Source organism: Paraburkholderia ginsengisoli NBRC 100965 (assembly GCF_000739735.1).
Lineage (GTDB): Bacteria > Pseudomonadota > Gammaproteobacteria > Burkholderiales > Burkholderiaceae > Paraburkholderia > Paraburkholderia ginsengisoli.
Window position 1 is genome coordinate 130,099 of record NZ_BBJF01000003.1, and the last position, 22,515, is coordinate 152,613.

Consider the following 22,515-nt stretch of genomic DNA (forward strand, 5'->3'; position numbering starts at 1 on the left):
AGGGCGGCCGGGATGCCGCAAAACAAACGATTATAAACGCTCGGCGCGGCAGACGCCTCTCGCGTCGCGGTTCAGGGTGTTGCCGAATGATAAAATCCGCGCATGAAAAAACTCGTCATCCTGATTTCGGGGCGGGGAAGCAACATGGAAGCCATTGTCCGGGCCTGTTCGGACGAAGGCTGGCCGGCGCAAGTCGCCGCTGTGATTGCCAACCGTCCTGACGCCGCGGGCCTTGCGTTCGCGGCGTCGCACGGTATTGCCACGGCGGTGGTCGACCACCGCCAGTTTTCCGGCCGCGACAGCTTCGACGCCGCGCTGGCCCAGGAAATCGATCGTTTCGCGCCGGACCTGGTGGTGCTCGCCGGCTTCATGCGGGTGCTCACGGCCGGCTTCGTCGACCATTACGCCGGGCGCATGTTGAACGTGCATCCGTCGCTGCTGCCGAGCTTTCCGGGCCTCAAAACCCATCAGCAGGCGCTCGACGCCGGCGTGCGCCTGCACGGCGCGTCGGTGCATTTTGTCACGTCGCAACTGGATCACGGGCCGATCGTCGCGCAGGCTGCAGTCCCCGTCGAAACCGGCGACACCCCCGCCACGCTCGCCGAACGCGTGCTGGCAACCGAACATATTATTTATCCACGCGCGGTGCGCTGGTTCGTCGAAGGGCGTCTTGCCCTCGACGGCCTGCGCGTCACGCTTACGCCGCCAGAGCCGCAATGGCTCTTTGCCGGTCACACCGCCGGAGAGGGCGCATGAGATTGCATGGTTTTCTGATTGGACAAACCGAGACTTTGCTGGCTGAAGTCCTGAAACTGACCGGCCCCGCCGACGCCACCACCAGCCGCTTTTTTCGCGCCCATCCGAAGCTCGGGCACGGTGAGCGCGGCGTGATCGCCGAGGCGGTGTTCGCGGTCTTGCGCCGCCGGATGGAATTCGCCCACCTCGCCGAAAGCGGCGCGGGCAGTCCGGCGCGTCGCATGGCGCTGCTGGGCCTGATGCAGACGGCGGGGCGCTCGGCGCTCAAGCCGTTCGTGACGGAAAGCGAAGCGAAGTGGCTCGAACACGTCGCGATGATCGACCCGGAGAGCCTGCCTCTGCGGATTCGCCTGAATCTGCCGGGCTGGATCAGCGAGGCGCTGAGCCAGCGTTTCGAACCCGCGGAACTCGCGCAACTGGCCGCAGCGCTGAACTACCCGGCGCCGCTGGATCTGCGCGCAAACCCGATCAAGGCGAGCCGTGATGACGTGCTGAACGCGCTGTCGAAGGCCGGCATCGAGGCCGGTGCGACGCCGTTCGCGCCGTTCGGCGTGCGCGTGGTCGGCAAGCCGCCGCTCACCAAGCTCGACGCGTTCCAGCACGGCTGGCTCGAAGTGCAGGACGAGGGCAGCCAGTTGCTGTGTTCGCTGGTCGCGCCCAAGCGCGGCGAGATGATCGTCGACTTCTGCGCGGGCGCGGGTGGCAAGACGCTGGCGCTCGGCGCGGCGATGCGCTCGACCGGGCGCCTATACGCGTTCGACATTTCCGAGCGGCGTCTGGCCAAGCTCAAGCCGCGCCTCGCGCGCAGCGGGCTGTCGAACGTCAATCCGGTGCTGATCGACAGCGAGCATGACGCGAAGATCAAGCGCCTCGCGGGCAAGATCGACCGCGTGCTGGTCGACGCGCCGTGCAGCGGACTGGGCACGCTGCGTCGCAATCCCGACCTGAAGTGGCGCCAGTCGCCGGAATCGGTCGCCGAACTGGCGCCGAAGCAGTTGTCGATTCTGACGAGCGCGGCGCGTCTCGTGAAGAAGGGCGGTCGTCTTGTCTACGCGACCTGTTCGATTCTGGACGTCGAGAACGAAGCGGTGGTGCAGCAGTTCCTCGCGAATCATCCGGACTTCGCGCTGGTGCCCGTGCGCGACGTGCTGGCCGAGCAGCGGATCGACCTCGAAATGGGCGACTACCTGTCGATGTGGCCGCACCGCCACGCCACCGACGGCTTCTTCGCCGCCGTGCTGGAACGCCAGAGCTAACGCAACAGCAGGCTTTTTGCCCGGCGCACGGGTTCGTTGTCGAACCCCGGCGCGCCCGGCGATTCGGCAACATCATGGAAAACCGCATTTTTTCTCACATGTTCGGCGACCTCGCGCGCGACTTCGGTCAGCCCGTGATGATGTGGCAAGCCGGCATCCTGCTCGCGACGCTCGCCCTCGCGTGGCTGCTCGCGCGCCTGTTGCGCGGCGCGCTGGACCAGCGCCGGCAGTCGCGTTACCAGAGCGTGCGGTTCGGCGCGGAAAGCCTCAACCGCGCAGCTTTTCCGCTGATCGGCGCGGTGCTGGTGTGGCTCGCCCGCGCGATCGCCGGGCGCTTCATGCACACGGCGCTGCTCGATCTGGCGCTGGTGCCGCTGTTCGGCATCAGCCTGATTTACACCGTATTTTTCTTCGCGCGACGGGTCTTCAGCCGGGACGGCCGGATTCATCCGTGGCTGTTCCTCGTCGAGAAGATCGTTTCGATCGTCGTCTGGCTCGGCATGCTGCTCACCGTGATGGGCATTCAGGACGACGTGATCGCGTGGATGGACAGCATCAAGTTCCGCGTCGCGAACGCGCACATGACGCTGCTTTCGCTCGTCACGGGCCTGCTGTGGGTGGCCGTCACGATGATCGTCGCGATGTGGCTCGGCTCCGCGTTCGAAGACCGCCTGATGCGCTCGAAGACGCTCGACGCCAACCTGAAGGTCGTCGTGGCGCGGGTCGGCCGGGCGGCGTTCGTGCTGGCGGCGGTGCTCGTGAGCCTGTCGCTGGTCGGCATCGACATCACGGTGCTGGGCGTGTTCGGCGGCGCGCTCGGCGTCGGGCTGGGCTTCGGCATGCAGAAGATCGCCAGCAACTACGTGTCGGGGTTCATCATCCTGCTCGACCGGTCGCTGCGTATCGGCGACACGATCAACGTGAGCGGCCTGCAAGGCATGGTCACGCAGATCCGCACACGTTATACCGTGGTACGCGGACTGGACGGTATCGAAACGCTGATTCCGAACGAAAAGCTGATTACGGATGTGGTGCAGAACCAGTCGTCGTACCTGACGCGCGGCTATGCGAAGGTGGCCGTACAGGTCGCCTACACGTCCGACATCGAACGGGCGATGAGCCTGCTCGCTCGAGCCGCCGAGGATGTTCCGCGCGTGTTGCGGGAGCCCGCGCCGACGGCGTATCTGGCGAGCTTCGGCTCGGACGGCATCAACCTCGAACTGGGCTTCTGGATCGAGGACGCGGCAACCGGCACGTCGGGCGTGCGCTCGATGGTCAACCGCAATATCTGGCGGCTGTTCTCCGAGCACGGCATCTCAATTCCGTTTGCGCAACGCGAAGTGCGGATCGTCGGCAACCCGACCGACGCGATGCCGGCTCCGGTAACAATGACCGCTTCCGCGGCCAACGAGGCGGACAGCGCCCGCTGACGGGCATCCGGTGCCCGCCGTCAAAGTCAAATTCAGCTTTGGCGGGCTCTCTCCTCTTGATACCGCACAAAAAATCCCTATTTGTTACAAACACTTGGAACGCTTCAAGTAGAATATCGTCCAATCCCGCTGTATGCTTTCACTTTCTTGACACGCGTATTTCGCGTGTGTCTCGTGTCTCTCGTTCCACAGGTAAATTGCCTTGTTGAATTCATTGCTCGCTTTCCTTGCCCACGGCCTGTTGCACTTCTCGTGGTGGCAACTCGTCGTGTACACGCTGGTCGTGACGCACATTACGATTATTGGCGTGACGGTCTATCTGCACCGCTGCCAGGCGCACCGCGCCTTGGAGTTGCATCCGATCGCCAGTCATTTTTTCCGCTTCTGGCTGTGGATGACCACCGGCATGCTGACCGGCCAGTGGGCCGCGATTCACCGTAAGCACCATGCCAAGTGCGAAACCGAAGAAGATCCGCACAGCCCGCAAACGCGCGGCATCTGGAAGGTGCTGCTCGAAGGCGCTGAGCTGTATCGCACCGAAGCAAAAAACGAAGAAACGATGCGCAAGTTCAGTCATGGCACGCCGAACGACTGGATGGAACGCAACGTGTACACCAAGTACCCGATCCTCGGCGTGAGCCTGATGATGGTGCTGAACGTCGCGCTGTTCGGCGTCGTCGGTCTGACTATCTGGGCGATCCAGATGGTGTGGATTCCGTTCTGGGCCGCCGGTGTGGTCAATGGACTTGCGCACTTCTGGGGCTATCGCAACTTCAATTCGTCGGATGCGAGCACCAACATCTTCCCGTGGGGCATCATCATCGGCGGTGAAGAGCTGCATAACAATCACCACACGTATGCGACGTCGGCGAAGCTGTCGAACAAGTGGTACGAGTTCGACATCGGCTGGATGTACATCCGCATCATGTCGGCGTTCCGTCTGGCCAAGGTGAAGAAGGTCGCGCCTACGCCGCGTCTGACCACCGGCAAGCTGGTGCTCGACCAGGACACACTGCAAGCCGTGCTGGCCAATCGCTACGAAGTGATGGCCCGCTACGGCAAGGCGCTCAAGCGCGCATATCGTCAGGAGCTCGCGCATCTGAAGGAAGTCGGCGCGCGCGAAAAGTATCAGGTCATGCGTGGTGCGCGTAGCTGGTTCCATAAGGAAGAAGCGGGGCTCAACGAACCGCAGAAGCGCCAGTTGCCGCAAATTTTCGCGAATAGCCAGAAGCTCAAGACCTACATCGACATGCGCAATGAACTCGCGGCCATGTGGGAACGCTCCAACGCGTCGCGCGACCAGTTGCTGATTCAATTGCAGGACTGGTGCCATCGCGCTGAGCAAAGCGGTATCAAAGCGCTGCAAGATTTTGCGATGCGACTGCGCCGTTATGCTTGATCGCGAAATCCATTAAAATTTCGTTACGTCACAAAACCCCGCGTTGGCGGGGTTTTGCTTTTTGGGCCGCGGAAATCGCAACGACATGAGATTGGCAGTCGGCGGCAGCAGAGCGAAGGCAGAGGAGATCATGGATCAGCAGGCGATCAGGACGGTCGAGTACGACCGGCCGCAAGCACAGGGCACCACCTGCGGGATCGGGCAGGCGTGGGCGAAGGTGCCCGACGTGCCGTCGGTGGAAGAGAAGGTGGCGCTCAAGGCTCGCATTCGCGCGTTGCTTGAGCGCGAGAAAGCCGTGCTCGTGGCGCACTATTATGTCGACGCCGAATTGCAGGAACTGGCCGACGAAACCGGCGGCTGCGTAGCGGACTCGCTGGAAATGGCGCGCTTCGGACGTGATCACGAAGCGCAAACGCTCATAGTGGCCGGCGTGCGCTTTATGGGCGAGACGGCGAAAATCCTCAGCCCGGACAAGCGCATTCTAATGCCGGATCTGGACGCGACCTGTTCGCTCGATCTCGGCTGTCCCGTGGACGAATTCTCGGCTTTCTGCGACGCGCATCCCGATCGCACGGTAGTGGTGTATGCGAACACCAGCGCGGCGGTGAAGGCGCGCGCGGATTGGATGGTGACGTCGTCGATCGGGCTGGAGATCGTTGCCGATCTGCACGCACGCGGGGAAAAGATCATCTGGGCGCCGGACCGGCATCTTGGCAGCTACATCCAGAACAAGACCGGCGCGGACATGCTGCTGTGGCAGGGCTCGTGTCTCGTGCACGACGAATTCAAGGGCATCGAGCTCGATCTGCTGCGAGCCGAATATCCGGGCGCGAAGGTGCTCGTGCATCCGGAGTCGCCGGCTAATGTCGTCGCGCAAGCGGACGTGGTCGGCTCGACCACGCAACTGATCGACGCCGCGCAAAAGCTCGACGCGACGCATTTCATCGTGGCGACGGATCTCGGCATTCTGCACAAGATGCAGCTTGCCGCGCCGGGCAAGACGCTGATCGCCGCGCCGACGGCCGGCAACAGCGCGACCTGCAAGAGCTGCGCGCATTGCCCGTGGATGGCCATGAACGGCCTCGCGAATCTGGCCGACGTATTGGAGCGCGGCCACAACGAAATCTTCGTCGATCGCGCGATCGGAGAACGGGCGCGCTTGCCGATCGACCGGATGCTGGACTTTGCCGCGCGTCACAAAAAGCGCGTTCAGGCCAGCGGCGATCTCGCGCGCGACGCGCAACTGTATTCGAACGTAGGAGCGGCGTGATGGGGGCGGTTGAAGGGGCAGTCAAGCGCGAGCAGGGCGACGCGGTGTCGCCGCTGTTCGCGGAGATTCACGCACAGTACGGTGCGGCTTTCGATGCTGCATTAGCGCGCAACGTCGCCGACGCGTTGGCCGAAGATGTCGGCGCCGGCGATCAGACAGGCCGTCTCGTTCCCGTCGACGACGTTCGCGATGCGCGCATCATCGTGCGCGAGGATGCGGTGCTGTGCGGTGTGCCGTGGTTCAACGCGGTGATGCGCGCGGTCGATCCGCGCATCGATGTGCAGTGGCATTACCGCGAGGGAGATCGGATGGCCGCGGACACGCCGGTGTGCGAGTTGCGCGGACCGGTTCGCGCATTGTTGACCGCCGAGCGCAACGCGCTGAACTTCCTGCAGTTGCTGTCGGGCGTGGCGAGCGCAACGCGCCGCTACGTTGACGCGATCGCGCATACGCGCACGCGCATTCTCGACACGCGCAAGACGCTGCCGGGTTTGCGGCTCGCGCAAAAGTACGCGGTGCGCGTGGGCGGCGGGGCGAATCAACGGCTTGCGCTGTACGACGGGATTCTGATCAAGGAAAACCACATTGCCGCAGCAGGCGGCGTGGGCGCGGCAATGGACGCGGCGCTCGCGCTGAATGCGGGCGTGTCGATCCAGATCGAAGTGGAAACGCTCGAGCAGTTGGAAACCGCATTGGCGCATCGCGCGCAATCCATCCTGCTCGACAACTTTTCGTTCGATGCGATGCGCGACGCGGTCCGCATCACGGCGGGTCGAGCGGTGCTAGAGGTGTCCGGCGGCGTGAACTTCGAGACCGTGCGGACGATTGCCGAAACGGGCGTCGATCGGGTGTCGATCGGGGCGCTGACCAAGGATCTGCGCGCGACGGACTACTCGATGCGGATCGTTTGACGCTTTGCTTGCCTGCAAGCGTTGGCGATCGGTGCGATGAAAAAGGCCATTGCCGGTTCTTTCCGGCGATGGCCTTTTCGTTTGATCCAGCTCGAGCCAATCACACGTTACGGTTGCGCACGTGTTCCGGCGAGAGCACCGTCGGTAGTGCTTTGGGCAAAGTCGCCGGCCAGTCCCGGCTGAAATGCAGGCCGCGGCTCTCGCGCCGCGAGCGCGCGCCCTCGACGATCAGCGACGCAACGTCGACCAGATTGCGCAGTTCCAGCAGGTCGCGGCTCACCTTGAAGTTCGCGTAGTACTCGTGAATCTCGTCGCGCAGCAACGCCAGCCGATGTTTCGCGCGGGCGAGCCGCTTGTCGGTGCGCACGATGCCGACGTAATTCCACATCAGCCGGCGCACTTCGTCCCAGTTGTGCGCGACCACCACCTCTTCGTCGGGATCGGACACGCGGCTTTCGTCCCAGTCCGGTAGCGGCGCATGGACTGCGGCGCTGAAGCCTTCGTCCTCGATGGCTTGCGCCGCTGAGCGCCCGATCACGAGGCATTCGAGCAGCGAGTTGCTGGCGAGCCGGTTCGCGCCGTGGAGGCCCGTGCACGACGTCTCGCCGACTGCATAGAGGCCGGCAAGATCGGTGCGGCCCGCGAGATCGGTCACGACCCCGCCGCAGGTGTAGTGCGCGGCCGGCACGACCGGGATCGGCTCTTTGGTGATGTCGATGCCGAACTCCAGGCAGCGCGCCAGAATCGTCGGGAAGTGTTCGCGCAGGAATTCAGGCGGTTGATGGCTGATGTCGAGGTACACGCAATCGATGCCGCGCTTCTTGATCTCGAAATCGATCGCACGCGCGACGATATCGCGCGGCGCGAGTTCGGCGCGTTCGTCGTGGTTCGGCATGAAGCGCGTGCCGTCCGGCAACTTCAGGATGCCGCCTTCGCCGCGCACCGCTTCCGAAATCAGAAACGACTTCGCATACGGATGGAACAGGCAGGTCGGATGGAACTGGATGAATTCCATGTTCGACACGCGGCAGCCGGCGCGCCACGCCATCGCGATACCGTCGCCGGTCGCGGTGTCGGGGTTCGTTGTGTACAAATAGACCTTGCCGGCCCCGCCGGTGGCGAGCACCGTATGCGGCGCTTCGATCGTCACGGTGCGGCCGCTTTGCAGGTCGAGTGCGTACAGGCCATGACAACGGCGGCCAGGCAGACCGAGGCGATCGGACGTGATCAGGTCGATCGCGTAGTGATCTTCGAACAGCGTGATATTTGGATGGCGGCGCACGCGTTCGCTCAGCGTAGCGACGACCGCGTGGCCGGTCGCGTCCGCCGCATGAATGATCCGGCGATGACTGTGGCCGCCTTCGCGCGTCAGATGGAAGCCGAGTTCGGCGGCGTCGTCTTTGGTGAACGGCACGCCTTGTTCGATAAGCCATTCGATCGCGGCACGCCCATGCTCGACGATGAAGCGCGTCGCGGCCTCGTCGCACAGACCGCCACCGGCGATCAGCGTATCGCGCACGTGATTCTCGATGCTATCCGCCGAATCCAGCACCGCGGCGATGCCGCCTTGCGCCCAGTCGCTTGCGCCTTCGGTCATCGATCGCTTGGCGACCACCGCAACCCGCCGGGTCTCCGCGAGATTGAGCGCGACGCTCAAACCCGCCAGACCGCTACCGACAATCGCCACATCGAATTCCATTACCTACATCTCCGTCTTTTTCGTTTTGCCAAGACGGCGCGCTATCCGCTCGCCGCTAAAACAAGAAAGCATACGCGTCGCGACGGATCAGCGAAAGCTGGCTGTACGGCATAAGACTATTCGCGCGGGCGAAGCGCGGAACGACGGCGCGGCAGTGACGTAAGAAGGGCGCGCGGAAAACAAAAAAGCCTCGCACGGATGCGAGGCTTTTTTGCATATCTTTTGCCTTCGTCAGGCAGGAGCCAAGATTTATTTAATCTTGGTTTCCTTGTACTCAACGTGCTTACGGACGACCGGATCAAATTTCTTGATCAGCATCTTTTCCGGCATGTTGCGTTTGTTCTTCGTCGTCGTGTAGAAGTGACCCGTGCCTGCGGTCGATTCCAACTTGATCTTGTCGCGTGCGCCTTTTGCCATGATTTACTCCTTAGGCTTCACCGCGTGCGCGCAGATCTGCGAGCACAGCGTCGATACCGTTCTTGTCGATCAGGCGCAGGCCGGCGTTCGAAACGCGCAGACGCACCCAACGGTTTTCGCTTTCCACCCAAATGCGGCGGTTTTGCAGGTTCGGCAGGAACCGGCGCTTGGTTTTGTTGTTCGCGTGGGAAACGTTGTTGCCGCTCATCGGCGCTTTCCCAGTTACTTGGCATACGCGTGCCATGAGAGCACTCCTAATACGCTAATTCTGAGTTCGAACGCCGTGAAAGTTTCCCGAAAAGAGCCGCGCCAAGTTTTAGAAACGAGAGTCGCTAGTGCTTTCCGGAACGCCTTGGTGGCTTCGGAACAGGGGGTTGGAAATAGGCAAACCGGAATTATAGCGGAAAAAAAGCCGCAAAATCAAACCTTATTTGCGATGCCGGACACGGCGTACCGTACGCGTGGCCCTGGTCCTTGCCCCGTCAAGGCCAGCCGGCGCGGGCGAACGAGTAAACACTATCCGCGCCGATCACCAGATGGTCGATCAGTTGCACGTCGATCAGCGCCAGCGCGTCGCGCAGCGTGTGCGTCAGGCGGCAGTCGCTAGCACTCGGTTGGACGGCGCCGGAAGGGTGATTATGCGCGACGATCAGGCTCGCGGCGTTCACGGTCAGCGCCCGCCGCACGATTTCGCGCGGATACACCGCCATGCGCGTGAGCGAGCCCTGCGCGCTTTCCTCGCAACGAATCAGCCGGTGCCGGGCGTCGAGAAAGAGCGACACGAACACTTCCTGCGGGCGACCGCCGATCAGCAGTCTCAAATAGCTCTCCACGGCTTCGGGCGAATTCATCAGTGAGCGCCTGCGCATTTTATCGACCAGCGAGCGCCGCGCCATTTCCATGATCGCGAGCAGCTGCGCTTTTTTCGCGGGCCCGAGGCCACGGATCCCGTCGAGGTCCGCGTAGGTCGCGTCGAGCATCGCGCGTAGCGAGCCGAACCGGTCGAGCAACGCGCGCGCGACGCTGAAGACGTCGTGGTCGGGCAAGCCCGAGCCTAACACCAGCACGATCATCTCGGCGTCGGACAGCGCGGCCGGACCCTGGTTGATCAGGCGCTCGCGCGGCATGTCTTTCTTGTGCCATTTGCCGTGCAGCAGCGGTGACCGGGCGGGTGCGCCGGACGCTTCGGCGACGCGCGTGAGCGGTTGCGGCGGCGTTGCCGCGAGGGGTGCATCGTCAATGGTGCTGACGTAGTCGGTCATACAGATAGAATCCTCCGCTTCGATAGGTGGCGCGGGGCGACGCCGTGCTCATGCCGTCATGCGCGCGACTGACCTGAGCCGCCGTCCGCTATGTGGCTTACAATAGACGCTTTGCGCACGGCACCCCGACGGTCTGCCACACGCGTCGGCTGCACCTGCGGCGCACGCGTGCAGCGCGCTTCGACTGAGCGAGCATTGCATGAGCATCATCGACATTTCCGAAGTGAAACCCGGTTCACACGTGACGCTTCACTACCGGCTTTCCCTTGCCGATGGCGCCGAAGTCATCAATACGTTTACCGACAAGCCGGCTACGCTGCTGCTCGGCGCCGGCCAACTGGCGCCGCCGCTGGAAGATATTTTGCTGGGTTTGAAGGTGGGCCACCACTCGACCTTTCAGCTAACCCCGGGCCAGGCGTTCGGTCCCCGCAATCCGGAGCTGATCCAGCGCGTGTCGCTGGCCACGCTGCGTGAAAACAGCATGATTGGCGAGGATTTTTCGCCCGGTGACCTGGTCGAATTCAACGCGCCGGGCGGTGGGCGCTATGCCGGTGTCCTGAAGGAAGTGGGCGAGACGTCGGCCCTGTTCGATTTCAACCATCCGCTTGCCGGCCAGGCGCTGGCGTTTGAAGTGAAAATCATCGGGATTCTGTAAACATGAGCATCACGGATACGACTCTTGCCGAAACCGAGATCCTGCTGGCGCAGCCACGTGGATTTTGCGCCGGCGTCGATCGGGCGATCGAGATCGTCGAGCGGGCCCTCAAGCTGCATGGCTCGCCGATCTACGTGCGCCACGAAATCGTCCATAACGCCTACGTAGTTGAAGATTTGCGCAAGAAGGGTGCGATCTTTATCGAGCGCCTGGAAGAGGTGCCGGCCGGCAATACGGTCATCTTCAGCGCGCACGGCGTGTCGAAGGCCGTGCGTTCGGAAGCCGAGTCGCGCGGTCTGCGCGTGTACGACGCCACGTGTCCGCTCGTGACCAAAGTGCATATCGAAGTCGCGAAGATGCGCCAGGACGGCTTCGACATCGTGATGATCGGCCACAAGGGCCACCCGGAAGTCGAAGGGACGATGGGGCAGGCCGGCGAGGGCATGCATCTGGTCGAAGACATCGAAGACGTGCAGGCATTGCAGCTGGCCGATCCGGAACGGATCGCGTTCGTCACGCAAACCACGCTGTCCGTCGACGACGCAGCCGAGATCATCGGCGCGTTGAAGGCCAAATATCCGTCTATCCGTGAGCCGAAAAAGCAGGATATCTGCTACGCCACGCAGAACCGCCAGGACGCGGTGAAGTTCATGGCGCCGCAGTGCGACGTCGTGATCGTGGTCGGCAGCCCGAATAGTTCAAACTCCAACCGGCTGCGCGAGCTGGCCGAAAAGCTCGGCGTGCCTGCTTATATGGTGGATTCGCCGGATCAGATCGATCCGGTCTGGGTCGAGGGCAAGCGCCGCATCGGCGTGACGGCCGGCGCGTCTGCGCCGGAAGTGCTGGCGCAGGCCGTGATCGCCCGGTTGCGCGATCTTGGTGTGCGCAACGTGCGCGCGCTCGACGGCATCGAGGAAAACATCGCGTTTCCCCTGCCGCGCGGGTTGGGACTGCCGGCCTGACCGTTCGCTCAACCACGTTGAAAGAAAAGCGCGCCTCCGGGCGCGCTTTTTTTTACGCCCGTGATCAGGCGACCCCGCGATAAATAAGGTGCCAGATCATGAATTTCACCCGGTTTCAGTGATCTTCCGTACAAATTTTTGTGAGTTGCAAGGCTGTTTTTTATTGATTTTCTATCGATACGGCCCTGTTTAACGGGCGCCCTCGCTATTGCGCCGAATTTTGATGCACTAAGATAGTGCGAACAGCTCGACATTGGCGGAACCGTAATACTTAACGCAAAGCACGCTCCAACCGGGCATCGGGCTCATTCGCCGCAACACTTGATGCCATTGGGTCTCGCGTTGGTGCAACTGATGCACGAAAAACAATCGCAACCGGGTTGCGCCTTTTAGCGCGCTGGCTTTAAAAATAAGGTTGCAATGCAGGAAAACCCCACCGATTCAACAATATTGCCAGCCGTAAAATTGGAGTTACAATGCGCGCGTTCTCAAGGCCTTACGGTCCCGAACAACGGATTTAGCAAGGCGCAGGAGACCTACTTAATGCGAGTCAAATTTGCTTACGCCGTGTCCATCGCGACAGCGGTTGCGATGTTGACCGCGTGCGGCAAGAAACAGGAAGTCGAGGCGGGAGCGGGTGCATCGGCGGCAGCGGTTGCGGCGGCCCCGGCGAGTGAAGCGACGATCGTTAAGATCGGTCATGCGGCCCCTTTGACGGGCGGCATCGCCCATCTCGGTAAGGACAATGAAAATGGCGCGCGTCTGGCGGTCGAGGAGATCAATGCGCAGGGTTTGACGATCGACGGCCACAAGATCCAGTTGCAGCTCGACGCTCAGGACGACGCGGCGGACCCGAAAACGGGCACCGCGGTCGCGCAGAAGCTGGTCGACGATCACGTGGTCGCGGTGGTTGGGCATCTGAATTCGGGCGTGTCGATTCCGGCGTCGAAGATCTATAGCGATGCGAGCATCGTGCAGATCTCGCCGTCGTCGACTAATCCGGCGTACACGCAACAGGGTTTCAAGACGACCTACCGGGTCGTCGCGACCGACGCGCAACAAGGTCCGGCGCTCGCCAATTACGCCACGAAGGCGTTGGGCGCCAAACGCATCGCCATCGTGGACGATGCAACCGCCTACGGTAAGGGGCTCGCGGACGAATTCGCGAAGACCGTCGAGGCGAGCGGGGCGAAAGTCGTCGCACGGGAGGCGACGAACGACCGGGCCACGGATTTCCGGGCCATCCTCACAAAGATCAAGAGTGTTCAGCCGGACGTGATCATGTTCGGCGGCATGGACGCGACGGGCGGGCCGTTTACGAAGCAGGCGGCGGCGCTCGGTATCAGGGCAAAAATCCTTGGCGGCGACGGTGTGTGTACCGACAAGGTGGGTGAGCTGGCGGGAACCGCCGTGCAAAACCTGGTCTGTTCGGAAGCAGGGCTCGCGCTTTCGAAAATGGACCGCGGAGCGGACTTCGAAAAGAAGTACGAGGACCGCTTCCACACGCCGGTGCAGATTTACGCGCCGTTCACGTATGACGCTGTGTACGTGGTCGTCGATGCAATGAAGCGCGCTAATTCGATCGAGGCGCCCAAGGTGCTGGCTGCGATGCCCTCGACCGATTACAACGGGGTAATCGGTCACATCGCGTTCGACGACAAGGGTGATTTGAAAGAGGGCGCCATTACGCTTTACGACTTCAAGGACGGCAAGAAAGCGGTTCTCGACGTCGTGAAGATGTGATGACGGAACGTTCAGCCTGACGGCACCGAAACCATCCAACGGTGCCGTTTTTGCATCCGTTCAAGGGCAAGCCAGCGACCGCATCCCGGTCGTCGAGCGAACCGGCGGCGGATAACCCTTACCGGTCTTTTACATCAGTACCCGCAGTGCCGTTGAGATTCCGTAGCGCATCACCGCCCACCGGCTGATGAAGAACGCGAATCCAGTCGCACGGGCTAAGGAGCATTAAATGGATATCTTCATCCAGCAGATCCTAAACGGACTGGTGCTTGGCAGCGTTTATGCCATCATCGCACTGGGCTATACGATGGTTTACGGCATCTTGGGCATCATCAACTTCGCTCACGGCGACGTGTTGATGGTGGGCGCGATGGTCGCGCTCTCAGCCATTGGCGTGCTGCAGAACCACTTCCCCGGCCTCGGCAACGTGCCGACGCTGATCATCGCGCTGATCATCGCGGCGGTGGTCTGCTCGCTGGTCGGCTACACCATCGAGCGCGTGGCCTACCGGCCGTTGCGCAAGGCGCCGCGTCTCGCACCGCTGATCACCGCGATCGGGGTGTCGATCCTCTTGCAAACCCTCGCGATGATGATCTGGTCGCGCAATCCGCTGCCGTTCCCGCAGCTGTTGCCCACCGATCCGATCAACGTGATCAAGGCCACCGACACGACGCCTGGCGCCGTGATCTCGATGACCGAAATCGTCATCATCGTGGTGGCGTTCCTCGTGATGGGCGGCCTGCTGCTGCTCGTGCACAAGACCAAGCTCGGCCGCGCGATGCGCGCGATCGCCGAGAACCCGGGCGTCGCGAGCCTGATGGGCGTGAACCCGAACTTCGTGATTTCGGCGACCTTCATGATCGGCTCGGCGCTCGCCGCACTCGCCGGCGTGATGATCGCATCCGAATACGGCAACGCACACTTCTATATGGGCTTCATCCCCGGTCTGAAGGCCTTTACCGCGGCGGTGCTGGGCGGTATCGGCAATCTCGGCGGCGCGATGGTGGGCGGGGTGATTCTCGGCCTGATCGAACAGTTGGGGGCCGGCTACATCGGCAACCTCACGGGCGGCGTGTTCGGCAGTAACTATCAGGACGTGTTTGCGTTCGTGGTGCTGATCGTCGTGCTGGTGTTCCGTCCGTCGGGTCTGCTCGGCGAACGCGTTGCGGATCGCGCTTGATCCCGGGCCATAAGGAGTAATTAGACATGACCTCAATTCAACCGATCGAGCCGTCCACGACGCTCATCCCTGAAAAGAACCTCGGCAAGACGCTGACCGTCGGCATCATCACGGCGGTCCTTGTGATCGCCGCGCCGATGATCATCGGCGCCGCCGGCGGCAACTACTGGGTTCGCGTGCTCGACTTCGCGATGCTGTACGTGATGCTCGCGCTCGGCCTGAACGTGGTGGTGGGCTTCGCCGGCCTGCTGGATTTGGGCTACATCGCGTTCTACGCGATCGGCGCCTACGTCGCGGCGCTGCTGAGCTCGCCGCACCTCGCATCGCAATTCGAATGGATCGCGCATCTCGCGCCGCACGGGCTGCATGTGCCGATCTGGATCATCGTGCCGATCGCGATGGCGCTCGCCGCGCTGTTCGGGATTCTGCTCGGTGCGCCGACGCTGCGTCTGCGTGGTGACTACCTCGCGATCGTGACCCTCGGCTTCGGGGAAATCGTGCGGATCTTCATGAACAACCTCGACCGTCCGGTGAACATCACCAACGGCCCGAAGGGGATCACGGGGATCGACCCGGTGCAGGTGGGCGGCTTCAGTCTCGCGCAAACGCACTCGCTGTTCGGCTTCCAGTTCCCGTCGGTGTACTCGTACTACTACCTGTTCGTGCTGTGCGCGTTGCTGGTGATCTGGGTCTGTACCCGCTTGCAGCATTCGCGTATCGGCCGTGCGTGGGCCGCGATCCGTGAAGACGAAATCGCCGCCAAGGCAATGGGCATCAACACCCGCAACGTGAAGCTGCTGGCGTTCGCGATGGGCGCGTCGTTCGGCGGTCTGTCGGGCGCCATGTTCGGTTCGTTCCAGGGCTTCGTGTCGCCGGAATCGTTCACGTTCTGGGAATCGGTCGTGGTGCTGGCGTGCGTGGTGCTCGGCGGTATGGGCCACATTCCTGGCGTGATTCTCGGCGCGGTGCTGCTCGCCGTGTTCCCGGAATTCCTGCGCTCGACGATGGGTCCGCTGCAGAACATGATCTTCGGCCATGAAATCGTCGATACCGAAGTGATCCGTCAGCTGCTGTACGGTCTCGCGATGGTCGTGATCATGCTGTACCGCTCGGAAGGCCTATGGCCGTCGCCGAAGCACGAAGACAAGATTGCGAAACTGGCGAAGCGTAGCGGCAAAAAGCCAGTGCGCGCTTAACTGACAGGGAGAAAAACATGAGCGATAACATTCGACTGTCAGTGAAAGGCGTCAACAAGCGCTTCGGCGGCTTGCAGGCGCTCTCCGACGTCGGCCTGCAAATCAAGGCCGGTCAGATCTATGGCCTGATCGGTCCGAACGGCGCCGGCAAGACGACCTTCTTCAACGTGATCACCGGCCTGTACACGCCCGACTCGGGCGAATTCAAGCTCGATGGCGAGAACTACACGCCGACGGCTGTGTACCAGGTCGCGAAGGCGGGCATTGCGCGTACCTTCCAGAACATCCGTCTGTTCGGCGGCATGACCGCGCTGGAAAACGTGATGGTCGGGCGCCACGTGCGCACGAAGCACGGTCTGATCGGCGCGGTGTTCCAGACGCCGGCCGAGCGCAAGGAAGAACGCGAGATCAAGGAACGCGCGATCGAACTGCTCGACTACGTCGGCATCGCGCAATACGCGGACTACACGTCGCGCAATCTGTCGTATGGCCACCAGCGTCGCCTGGAAATCGCCCGCGCATTGGCGACGGACCCGAAACTGCTCGCGCTCGACGAACCGGCCGCCGGCATGAACGCAACCGAGAAGGTCGAACTGACCAAACTGCTCGACAAGATCCGCGCGGACGGCAAGACGATCCTGCTGATCGAACACGACGTGAAACTCGTGATGGGTCTGTGCAACCAGATGACGGTGCTCGACTACGGCAAGGTGATTGCGCAAGGTCTGCCGCAGGACGTGCAGAAGGATGCGAAGGTGATCGAAGCTTATCTGGGTGCGGGGGTCCACTAATGGCAACGGCAATGTTGAAAATCAAGGGCCTGCAGGTCAATTACGGCGGTATCCAGGCAGTCAAGGGCATCGACCTCGAAGTCGCGCAGGGCGAGCTGGTCACGTTGATCGGCGCGAACGGCGCGGGCAAGACCACGACGATGAAGGCGATCACGGGTCTGAAGCCGTACGCGGCGGGTGACATCGAGTACATGGGCCAGTCGATCAAGGGCATCCCCGCGCACGAACTGCTCAAGCGCGGTCTCGCGATGGTGCCGGAAGGACGCGGCATCTTCGCGCGTATGTCGATCGTCGAGAACATGCAGATGGGCGCGTATCTGCGCACGGATACGGAAGGCATCAAGAAGGACGTCGATCGCATGTTCGGCTTCTTCCCGCGCCTGAAGGAACGCGCGTCGCAATACGCGGGCACGCTGTCGGGCGGCGAACAGCAGATGCTGGCGATGGCGCGCGCGATCATCTCGCGTCCCAAGCTGCTGCTGCTTGACGAACCGTCGATGGGTCTGTCGCCGATCATGGTCGAGAAGATCTTCGAAGTGGTGCGCGCGATTTCCGCTGAGGGCATGACCGTGCTGCTGGTCGAGCAGAACGCACGTCTTGCGCTGCAAGCGGCGAACCGCGGCTACGTGATGGACTCGGGCCTGGTGACGATGTCAGGCGACGCGAAGCAGATGCTGGATGATCCGAAGGTGCGGGCCGCTTATCTTGGCGAATGAGTTGGCCGGATAAGCCAGGCTGAATCGCTCAGCCGTACCGACAAAAAAAGCCGCATGCGAAACAACGCATGTGGCTTTTTTCATTCAGGCGTGTAGCGGGTCAAGCAGCCGGCGCGGCATCCGCCAGTGCGCCGAGGCGCTTGCCGAGACTGACGACGGCATCGGCGCGATAACCGAGCGCCTCGTAAAACCCACGCAACTCGGTCTTCGCGGACAGAATCTGCAGATTCAGCTTCGGACAGCCTAGCGAGGTCAACACTTCTTCAACATGCGCGACGAGCCGCGTGCCGATGCCATGACGTCGCAGCGCTTCATCCACCGCGAGCGAATACATCCAGCCGCGATGTCCGTCATAACCGCCCATCACCGTGCCGACGATACGTTCGTCGAGCACCGCGACAAAGAACAGCTCCGGTTGCGTCGCCAGCTTGTTCGCGATCGACAGATGCGGATTGCGCTGCGGCCGCGTCGCATCCCGGTACTCGGGGAACGCTTGTTGCCATAGCGCGACCACCGCATCGGTATCGCGCGCATCGAAGCGGCGGATCGACAGCGTCGGGCTCGTCGTCATCGGCATGCTCCGGTTGCTTACAGCGTGTCGAGGATCGAACGCAGCATCGCCATCATCTGGTCGATCTCTTCGTTCGTCACGTTCAGCGCCGGCATGAAGCGCAGCAGGTTCGGACGCGCCGCGTTCAGCAGCAGGCCGTCGGGTTGCATGTCGCGCGCCTTTTCGACGATGTGGTTGCCGATGTCCTTGCCGAGCAGCAGCGCGCGCAGCAGACCTTCACCGCGTTCGCCCTTGAAGCCGCGCTCTTCGGACAACTCCAGCAGCTTCGCGCGCAGATACTCGCCACGCGCGCGCACGCCTTCGAGGAAGCCCGGCGCGGTCAGTTGCGAGATCACCGAATAGCCGACCGCGGTCATCAGCGGATTGCCGTTGTAGGTGCCGCCCTGGTCGCCCGCTTCGAACACCGCGACGTCCGCTTTCGACAGCAGCGCCGCGAGCGGCACGCCGCCGCCGATGCCCTTGCCGAGCGTCATGATGTCCGGCTCGATGTCCGACAGCTCATACGCGAACAGCGTACCCGCGCGGCCGCAGCCGCTTTGCACTTCGTCGACGATCAGCAGCAGGTTGTGCTTCTTCGTCAGCTCGCGCAGTTGCTGCATGAATTCGCGCGATGCGGGAATCACACCGCCTTCGCCCTGAATCGGTTCGAGCATCACGGCGACCGTCTTCGCGTTGATGAGCTTCTCGACCGACGCAATGTCGTTCAGATCCGCCTTCGGGAAGCCCGGCACCTGCGGTGCGTAGATCGTGTCCCAGCCCGGCTTGCCGCTCGCCGACATCGTCGCGATCGTGCGGCCGTGGAAGCTGTGATCGAACGTGATGATTTCGAACGCGCCGTCCTTGAACTTCTTGCCCCACTTGCGCGCGAGCTTGATCGCGCCTTCGTTGGCTTCGGCGCCGCTGTTCGCGAAGAACACCTTGTCGAAGCAGCTGTGCTGCGTGAGCAGGCCCGCGAGCTTCGCCATCGGTTCGTTGTAGAACGCCGGCGACGGATTGAGCAACAGCTTTGCCTGGCTGTTCAGCGCTTCGATCATGCCGTCGTTGCAATGACCGAGGCTGTTGACCGCCCATCCCTGGATGAAGTCGAGATAGCGCTTGCCGTTATTGTCATAGAGCCATGAGCCCTTGCCGTGCGTGAAAACGATTTCGGGCCGGTTCGTGATGTACATCAGCGACTCGATCGGGTACTCATTGAAATTCATGACGGCGGGCTCCAGGGAAGCGGGTGAACGCAGGGTGAAAGTAAATGGCGAATGGACCGAAGATGAAACAGCGGCCGGAAAACAAAAAGCCACGGCATGCCGTGGCTTTCATGATTCGAACAGCTTGCGCCTGGTGTGGCGCGAATCCGTGACGAAGCCGGCGGCGTCCCTAAGGGAGCGGCGAGCGGCGACGTCGGAGTTCGGATTGGATGCGGTTCATGCGCGAAAGAATACGACAAGGAAAGCGCCGGTGTAAACCATCAATTTGCATGAATTTGCACCGCTGCGCACGAAGGCGGGTTTCTGCGTGTCCGTCTTGCTGCTGACACGTTACGCGAAGCACGGCCTCGTCATATGCGGACGAAGCCATGCATTCAATCCAACCGCGTGCTTAAACCGCGTTGACCAGATCCGCCGCGCTCGTGAACGAGTCCGCGTAAAACTCGTCTTCCGGCAGGCTGTGATGCTGGGTGAAATCGCGCTGCGCCGACTCGACCATCACCGGTGCGCCGCACGCATACACCTGGTACGCCGACAGATCGGGCAGGTCCTCGATCACCGCGCGATGCACGAAGCCGACGCGGCCCGTCCATGCGTCGCCCGCGTCCGGCTCCGACAGCACCGGCACGAATTTGAAGTTCGGAATCTCGCGCGCCCATTGTTCGGCGAGTTCGAGCAGATACAGATCCTTCTTGCGGCGCGCGCCCCAGTAGAGCGTCATGGGCCGGTCGAGGTTCTTGTGGACCGCGTGCTCGACGATCGCCTTCAGCGGCGCGAAGCCCGTGCCCGATGCGAGCAGCACGATCGGCTTGTCCGAATCTTCGCGCAGGAAGAACGTGCCGAGCGGCGCTTCGAAGCGCAAAATGTCGCGCTCTTTCATCGTGTTGAACACGTGGTCGGTGAATGCGCCGCCGGGCATGTGGCGGATGTGCAATTCGATCGGACCTTCGATGTGCGGTGCGTTCGCCATCGAATAGCTGCGGCGCTTGCCGTCTTTCAGGATGAATTCGAGGTACTGGCCGGCCAGATATTGCAGGCGTTCGTTGGCGGGCAGTTGCAGCTTCACGACGATTACGTCGTCGGCTTTGCGCTCGATCGCGTTCACGCGGCACGGCAGCTTCTTGACCTGCACGTCGCCGACGCCAGCCACTTCGCGGATGTCCACTTCGAGATCGGAGCAGGCGGTGGCGCAGCACAGCAGCGCCATGCCGCGTGTCTTTTCATCGTTCGACAAGGCCGACGACGAATGCGCGCGCTGTTCGACTTCGCCGCTCACCACGGTGCCTTTGCACGAACCGCAAGCGCCGTTCTTGCAACCGTACGGCAGGCCGATGCCTTGACGCAATGCGGCGCTCAGCACCGGTTCGTCCTGTTCTACCTGAAACTGCCGGCCGCTTTGCCGGAGCGTGACGTTAAATGCCATAGAGTGTTCGAAATCGAAAAGTCGGGAATCGTTATCGGACCCGCCGGATCAAGCGCGATACCTGGCGCGCTTGACGGCTACAATGCGTCCACCATGAAAGCGACACGAAACTTCCGCCGGCCGCGCGTGCTGATCGTAGGTTGCGGCGATGTCGGCATGCGCTGCGTGCCGCTGTTGCGCCCGCGCGCGCATGTCTTCGCGCTGACCAGTCACGCGGAACGCAGCGCCGAATTGCGCGCCGCCGGCGTGACGCCGCTCGTTGGCGATCTCGATGTGCGCCGCAGCCTGAAACGGCTCGCGGGCCTCGCGCCGACCGTGCTGCATCTCGCTCCGCCGGAAAAAAGCGGCGACGATGACCGCCGTACCCGCGCATTGCTCGCAACGCTCGGCGCGCGCCGAGCAATCGCGCTGCGTGGCGCGGCGGCGCCCGCCGTGTCGCCGGCAGGGCGCTTGCGCGCCGGCCTGCATTCCATTCGTGCCTCGTGGGCGCAATCTGAAACAGCCGGTATTGTACCCGACGGGGTACGCCAGCCTGCCGCTTCGCGTGCGCCCGTGCGTCTCGTCTACGCGAGCACGACGGGCGTCTACGGCGATTGCGGCGGCGTGTGGATCGACGAAACGCGCGCGCCGCAACCGGCCAATGCGCGCGCGAAACGCCGCGTGTCGGCCGAGCGGCAGCTGCGTCGCGCGAGCGCGCGTGGCAGCGTGGCGGCGAGCATCGCGCGGATTCCCGGCATCTATGCGCGCAACCGTCTGCCGCTCGCGCGGCTCGAAAGGGGCACCCCGGCTCTGATCGATGCCGACGACGTCTACACCAATCACATTCACGCGGACGACCTCGCCGCGATCCTCGTGCGCCTCGCGACGCACGGCAAGCCGGCGCGCGTGATCCATGCGTCCGACGACTCGTCGTTGAAAATGGGCGAGTACTTCGACGCGGTCGCCGACGCGTTCGGCCTGCCGCGTGCGCCGCGCATTACGCGCGCGCAAGCCGAGGAGCGCATCGATCCGAATCTGCTGTCGTTCATGCGCGAATCGCGACGGCTGGTGAATCGGCGCCTGAAGGAAGAGTTGCAGGTGCGTTTGCGCTATCCGAGCGTGGCGGATTTTCTGCGAGAAGAGGGCGAGCGGAAGGCGTGAGGCCGGGAACGCGGGGCTGGACGGCACGAAGGCGCAGCCGGCGAAGGCCGAAAGCGTAGCGGCAAAGTGCGCAAAAGCACGCCTGAGGAAGCCTCGCAGATACGCGTCCCAACGTCCGCCCAACAGGCCGCCCCAAACCCGGCAAGCACTCGCCGCACCAGGCATCGCCCGGCGGGATTTCATCGCGCGCGTCGCCGCTATCTCGCGGCGGCACGGCGTGTGGCTTCGCTCGCTCAGGTCAGCGACGGCAGGAACTCCAGCAGCAGGAAACACAACATCCCGCCGACCAGAGCGCCGATCAGGTTCGGCGAATATTTGTGCCGCAGCCGCATGATGACCACCAGTCCACCGACCAGCAGTAGCCCGAAGCATATGAAAGCGATCATCACGTGCGAGATCGCGATGGTGTCGACGCTGTGCATGGCGCCCCTCCTTGCCAACCCTTTGTAGTCGTTTCTTTAGACGAGTATAGGGCGGCGTGTAAGGAAGATCATGCTGCGATGCAGCGGCTGCGCGGGCGTTCCGGCCGACTATTG

The 22,515-nt window shown here is 62.6% G+C and carries 23 protein-coding genes; 15 read left to right on the top strand and 8 right to left on the bottom strand.

Annotated features, from left to right (window positions below; translation table 11 throughout):
• The first annotated feature begins 102 nt into the window (after positions 1–102).
• The 6 genes from purN (at position 103) to nadC (ending at position 7,022) form a co-directional block, all read left to right on the top strand.
• Complete coding sequence (purN, locus tag BGI01S_RS01620) at positions 103–756, top strand: phosphoribosylglycinamide formyltransferase (protein ID WP_042321509.1); 654 nt, start codon at positions 103–105, stop codon at positions 754–756.
• Entirely contained in the window at positions 753–2,012 is a 1,260-nt protein-coding gene (locus BGI01S_RS01625) for an RsmB/NOP family class I SAM-dependent RNA methyltransferase (protein WP_042321510.1), read from the top strand. Before purN ends, BGI01S_RS01625 begins: the two co-directional genes overlap by 4 nt.
• 74 nt (positions 2,013–2,086) lie before the next feature.
• The gene (locus BGI01S_RS01630; protein ID WP_084585237.1) at positions 2,087–3,442 is read left to right on the top strand and encodes a mechanosensitive ion channel family protein; all 1,356 of its coding nucleotides are present in this window, start codon (positions 2,087–2,089) and stop codon (positions 3,440–3,442) included.
• A gap of 202 nt (positions 3,443–3,644) precedes the next feature.
• Complete coding sequence (locus BGI01S_RS01635) at positions 3,645–4,841, top strand: DesA family fatty acid desaturase (RefSeq protein ID WP_042321512.1); 1,197 nt, start codon at positions 3,645–3,647, stop codon at positions 4,839–4,841.
• A 130-nt stretch (positions 4,842–4,971) separates the two neighbouring features.
• Positions 4,972–6,111, top strand: a complete 1,140-nt coding sequence (nadA, locus tag BGI01S_RS01640) for a quinolinate synthase NadA (RefSeq protein WP_042321513.1) — start codon at positions 4,972–4,974, stop codon at positions 6,109–6,111.
• A complete protein-coding gene (gene nadC, locus BGI01S_RS01645; RefSeq protein ID WP_042321514.1) occupies positions 6,111–7,022 on the top strand; it encodes a carboxylating nicotinate-nucleotide diphosphorylase in 912 nt (303 codons plus the stop codon). Before nadA ends, nadC begins: the two co-directional genes overlap by 1 nt.
• A 100-nt stretch (positions 7,023–7,122) precedes the next feature.
• Here nadC and nadB read toward each other — a convergent pair whose 3' ends face one another.
• The 4 genes from nadB to radC all read right to left on the bottom strand — a co-directional run bounded on the left by nadB (position 7,123) and on the right by radC (position 10,400).
• On the bottom strand, positions 7,123–8,721 hold the full coding sequence (gene nadB / locus BGI01S_RS01650; RefSeq protein ID WP_042321515.1) for an L-aspartate oxidase: 1,599 nt from the start codon (positions 8,719–8,721) through the stop codon (positions 7,123–7,125).
• A gap of 249 nt (positions 8,722–8,970) precedes the next feature.
• Entirely contained in the window at positions 8,971–9,138 is a 168-nt protein-coding gene (rpmG, locus tag BGI01S_RS01655; protein WP_007180630.1) for a 50S ribosomal protein L33, read from the bottom strand.
• 10 nt (positions 9,139–9,148) lie between these two features.
• The gene (rpmB, locus tag BGI01S_RS01660; protein ID WP_007180631.1) at positions 9,149–9,382 is read right to left on the bottom strand and encodes a 50S ribosomal protein L28; all 234 of its coding nucleotides are present in this window, start codon (positions 9,380–9,382) and stop codon (positions 9,149–9,151) included.
• 238 nt (positions 9,383–9,620) lie between these two features.
• A complete protein-coding gene (radC, locus tag BGI01S_RS01665) occupies positions 9,621–10,400 on the bottom strand; it encodes a RadC family protein (RefSeq protein WP_042321517.1) in 780 nt (259 codons plus the stop codon).
• Between the two features lie 199 nt (positions 10,401–10,599).
• Between radC and BGI01S_RS01670 the strand changes: the two genes are divergently transcribed.
• From BGI01S_RS01670 to BGI01S_RS01700, 7 genes are all read left to right on the top strand, one after another.
• On the top strand, positions 10,600–11,055 hold the full coding sequence (locus BGI01S_RS01670) for an FKBP-type peptidyl-prolyl cis-trans isomerase (protein ID WP_042321518.1): 456 nt from the start codon (positions 10,600–10,602) through the stop codon (positions 11,053–11,055).
• A gap of 2 nt (positions 11,056–11,057) precedes the next feature.
• Entirely contained in the window at positions 11,058–12,017 is a 960-nt protein-coding gene (ispH, locus tag BGI01S_RS01675) for a 4-hydroxy-3-methylbut-2-enyl diphosphate reductase (protein WP_042321520.1), read from the top strand.
• A gap of 543 nt (positions 12,018–12,560) precedes the next feature.
• A complete protein-coding gene (locus BGI01S_RS01680) occupies positions 12,561–13,760 on the top strand; it encodes a branched-chain amino acid ABC transporter substrate-binding protein (RefSeq protein ID WP_042321522.1) in 1,200 nt (399 codons plus the stop codon).
• Positions 13,761–13,989: 229 nt separating this feature from the next.
• Entirely contained in the window at positions 13,990–14,940 is a 951-nt protein-coding gene (locus BGI01S_RS01685) for a branched-chain amino acid ABC transporter permease (RefSeq protein ID WP_042321524.1), read from the top strand.
• Positions 14,941–14,966: 26 nt separating this feature from the next.
• The gene (locus BGI01S_RS01690) at positions 14,967–16,136 is read left to right on the top strand and encodes an ABC transporter permease subunit (RefSeq protein ID WP_042321526.1); all 1,170 of its coding nucleotides are present in this window, start codon (positions 14,967–14,969) and stop codon (positions 16,134–16,136) included.
• Positions 16,137–16,153: 17 nt separating this feature from the next.
• On the top strand, positions 16,154–16,927 hold the full coding sequence (locus tag BGI01S_RS01695) for an ABC transporter ATP-binding protein (RefSeq protein ID WP_042321528.1): 774 nt from the start codon (positions 16,154–16,156) through the stop codon (positions 16,925–16,927).
• Positions 16,927–17,643, top strand: coding sequence for an ABC transporter ATP-binding protein (locus BGI01S_RS01700; RefSeq protein WP_042321530.1), 717 nt, complete (start codon positions 16,927–16,929; stop codon positions 17,641–17,643). Before BGI01S_RS01695 ends, BGI01S_RS01700 begins: the two co-directional genes overlap by 1 nt.
• A 100-nt stretch (positions 17,644–17,743) precedes the next feature.
• Here BGI01S_RS01700 and BGI01S_RS01705 read toward each other — a convergent pair whose 3' ends face one another.
• A complete protein-coding gene (locus BGI01S_RS01705; protein WP_042321532.1) occupies positions 17,744–18,214 on the bottom strand; it encodes a GNAT family acetyltransferase in 471 nt (156 codons plus the stop codon).
• Positions 18,215–18,231: 17 nt separating this feature from the next.
• Positions 18,232–19,416: an acetylornithine transaminase gene (locus tag BGI01S_RS01710; protein WP_042321533.1), complete on the bottom strand. Its 1,185-nt coding sequence runs from the start codon at positions 19,414–19,416 to the stop codon at positions 18,232–18,234.
• Between BGI01S_RS01710 and BGI01S_RS30020 the strand changes: the two genes are divergently transcribed.
• Positions 19,406–19,672, top strand: coding sequence for a hypothetical protein (locus BGI01S_RS30020; protein ID WP_157004099.1), 267 nt, complete (start codon positions 19,406–19,408; stop codon positions 19,670–19,672). The genes BGI01S_RS01710 and BGI01S_RS30020 overlap by 11 nt on opposite strands.
• A gap of 135 nt (positions 19,673–19,807) precedes the next feature.
• Here BGI01S_RS30020 and BGI01S_RS01715 read toward each other — a convergent pair whose 3' ends face one another.
• Positions 19,808–20,839: a CDP-6-deoxy-delta-3,4-glucoseen reductase gene (locus BGI01S_RS01715; RefSeq protein ID WP_042321535.1), complete on the bottom strand. Its 1,032-nt coding sequence runs from the start codon at positions 20,837–20,839 to the stop codon at positions 19,808–19,810.
• 93 nt (positions 20,840–20,932) lie between these two features.
• Between BGI01S_RS01715 and BGI01S_RS01720 the strand changes: the two genes are divergently transcribed.
• Complete coding sequence (locus BGI01S_RS01720) at positions 20,933–21,979, top strand: NAD-dependent epimerase/dehydratase family protein (RefSeq protein WP_042321537.1); 1,047 nt, start codon at positions 20,933–20,935, stop codon at positions 21,977–21,979.
• A 233-nt stretch (positions 21,980–22,212) separates the two neighbouring features.
• On the opposite strand, the gene BGI01S_RS01725 is transcribed toward BGI01S_RS01720, so the two are convergent.
• The gene (locus BGI01S_RS01725) at positions 22,213–22,401 is read right to left on the bottom strand and encodes a hypothetical protein (protein WP_042321540.1); all 189 of its coding nucleotides are present in this window, start codon (positions 22,399–22,401) and stop codon (positions 22,213–22,215) included.
• Between the last annotated feature and the right edge of the window lie 114 nt (positions 22,402–22,515).

Coding starts and splice junctions, on each gene's coding strand:
- BGI01S_RS01685 (WP_042321524.1), top strand. CDS start 13,990: ATGGATATCTTCATCCAGCAGATCCTAAACGGACTGGTGCTTGGCAGC.
- nadA (WP_042321513.1), top strand. CDS start 4,972: ATGGATCAGCAGGCGATCAGGACGGTCGAGTACGACCGGCCGCAAGCA.
- BGI01S_RS01700 (WP_042321530.1), top strand. CDS start 16,927: ATGGCAACGGCAATGTTGAAAATCAAGGGCCTGCAGGTCAATTACGGC.
- rpmG (WP_007180630.1), bottom strand. CDS start 9,138: ATGGCAAAAGGCGCACGCGACAAGATCAAGTTGGAATCGACCGCAGGC.
- radC (WP_042321517.1), bottom strand. CDS start 10,400: ATGACCGACTACGTCAGCACCATTGACGATGCACCCCTCGCGGCAACG.
- BGI01S_RS01705 (WP_042321532.1), bottom strand. CDS start 18,214: ATGACGACGAGCCCGACGCTGTCGATCCGCCGCTTCGATGCGCGCGAT.
- BGI01S_RS01625 (WP_042321510.1), top strand. CDS start 753: ATGAGATTGCATGGTTTTCTGATTGGACAAACCGAGACTTTGCTGGCT.
- nadC (WP_042321514.1), top strand. CDS start 6,111: ATGGGGGCGGTTGAAGGGGCAGTCAAGCGCGAGCAGGGCGACGCGGTG.
- BGI01S_RS01720 (WP_042321537.1), top strand. CDS start 20,933: ATGAAAGCGACACGAAACTTCCGCCGGCCGCGCGTGCTGATCGTAGGT.
- BGI01S_RS01710 (WP_042321533.1), bottom strand. CDS start 19,416: ATGAATTTCAATGAGTACCCGATCGAGTCGCTGATGTACATCACGAAC.
- purN (WP_042321509.1), top strand. CDS start 103: ATGAAAAAACTCGTCATCCTGATTTCGGGGCGGGGAAGCAACATGGAA.
- nadB (WP_042321515.1), bottom strand. CDS start 8,721: ATGGAATTCGATGTGGCGATTGTCGGTAGCGGTCTGGCGGGTTTGAGC.
- BGI01S_RS01670 (WP_042321518.1), top strand. CDS start 10,600: ATGAGCATCATCGACATTTCCGAAGTGAAACCCGGTTCACACGTGACG.
- BGI01S_RS01630 (WP_084585237.1), top strand. CDS start 2,087: ATGGAAAACCGCATTTTTTCTCACATGTTCGGCGACCTCGCGCGCGAC.
- rpmB (WP_007180631.1), bottom strand. CDS start 9,382: ATGGCACGCGTATGCCAAGTAACTGGGAAAGCGCCGATGAGCGGCAAC.
- BGI01S_RS01690 (WP_042321526.1), top strand. CDS start 14,967: ATGACCTCAATTCAACCGATCGAGCCGTCCACGACGCTCATCCCTGAA.
- BGI01S_RS01680 (WP_042321522.1), top strand. CDS start 12,561: ATGCGAGTCAAATTTGCTTACGCCGTGTCCATCGCGACAGCGGTTGCG.
- ispH (WP_042321520.1), top strand. CDS start 11,058: ATGAGCATCACGGATACGACTCTTGCCGAAACCGAGATCCTGCTGGCG.
- BGI01S_RS01715 (WP_042321535.1), bottom strand. CDS start 20,839: ATGGCATTTAACGTCACGCTCCGGCAAAGCGGCCGGCAGTTTCAGGTA.
- BGI01S_RS01725 (WP_042321540.1), bottom strand. CDS start 22,401: ATGCACAGCGTCGACACCATCGCGATCTCGCACGTGATGATCGCTTTC.
- BGI01S_RS01695 (WP_042321528.1), top strand. CDS start 16,154: ATGAGCGATAACATTCGACTGTCAGTGAAAGGCGTCAACAAGCGCTTC.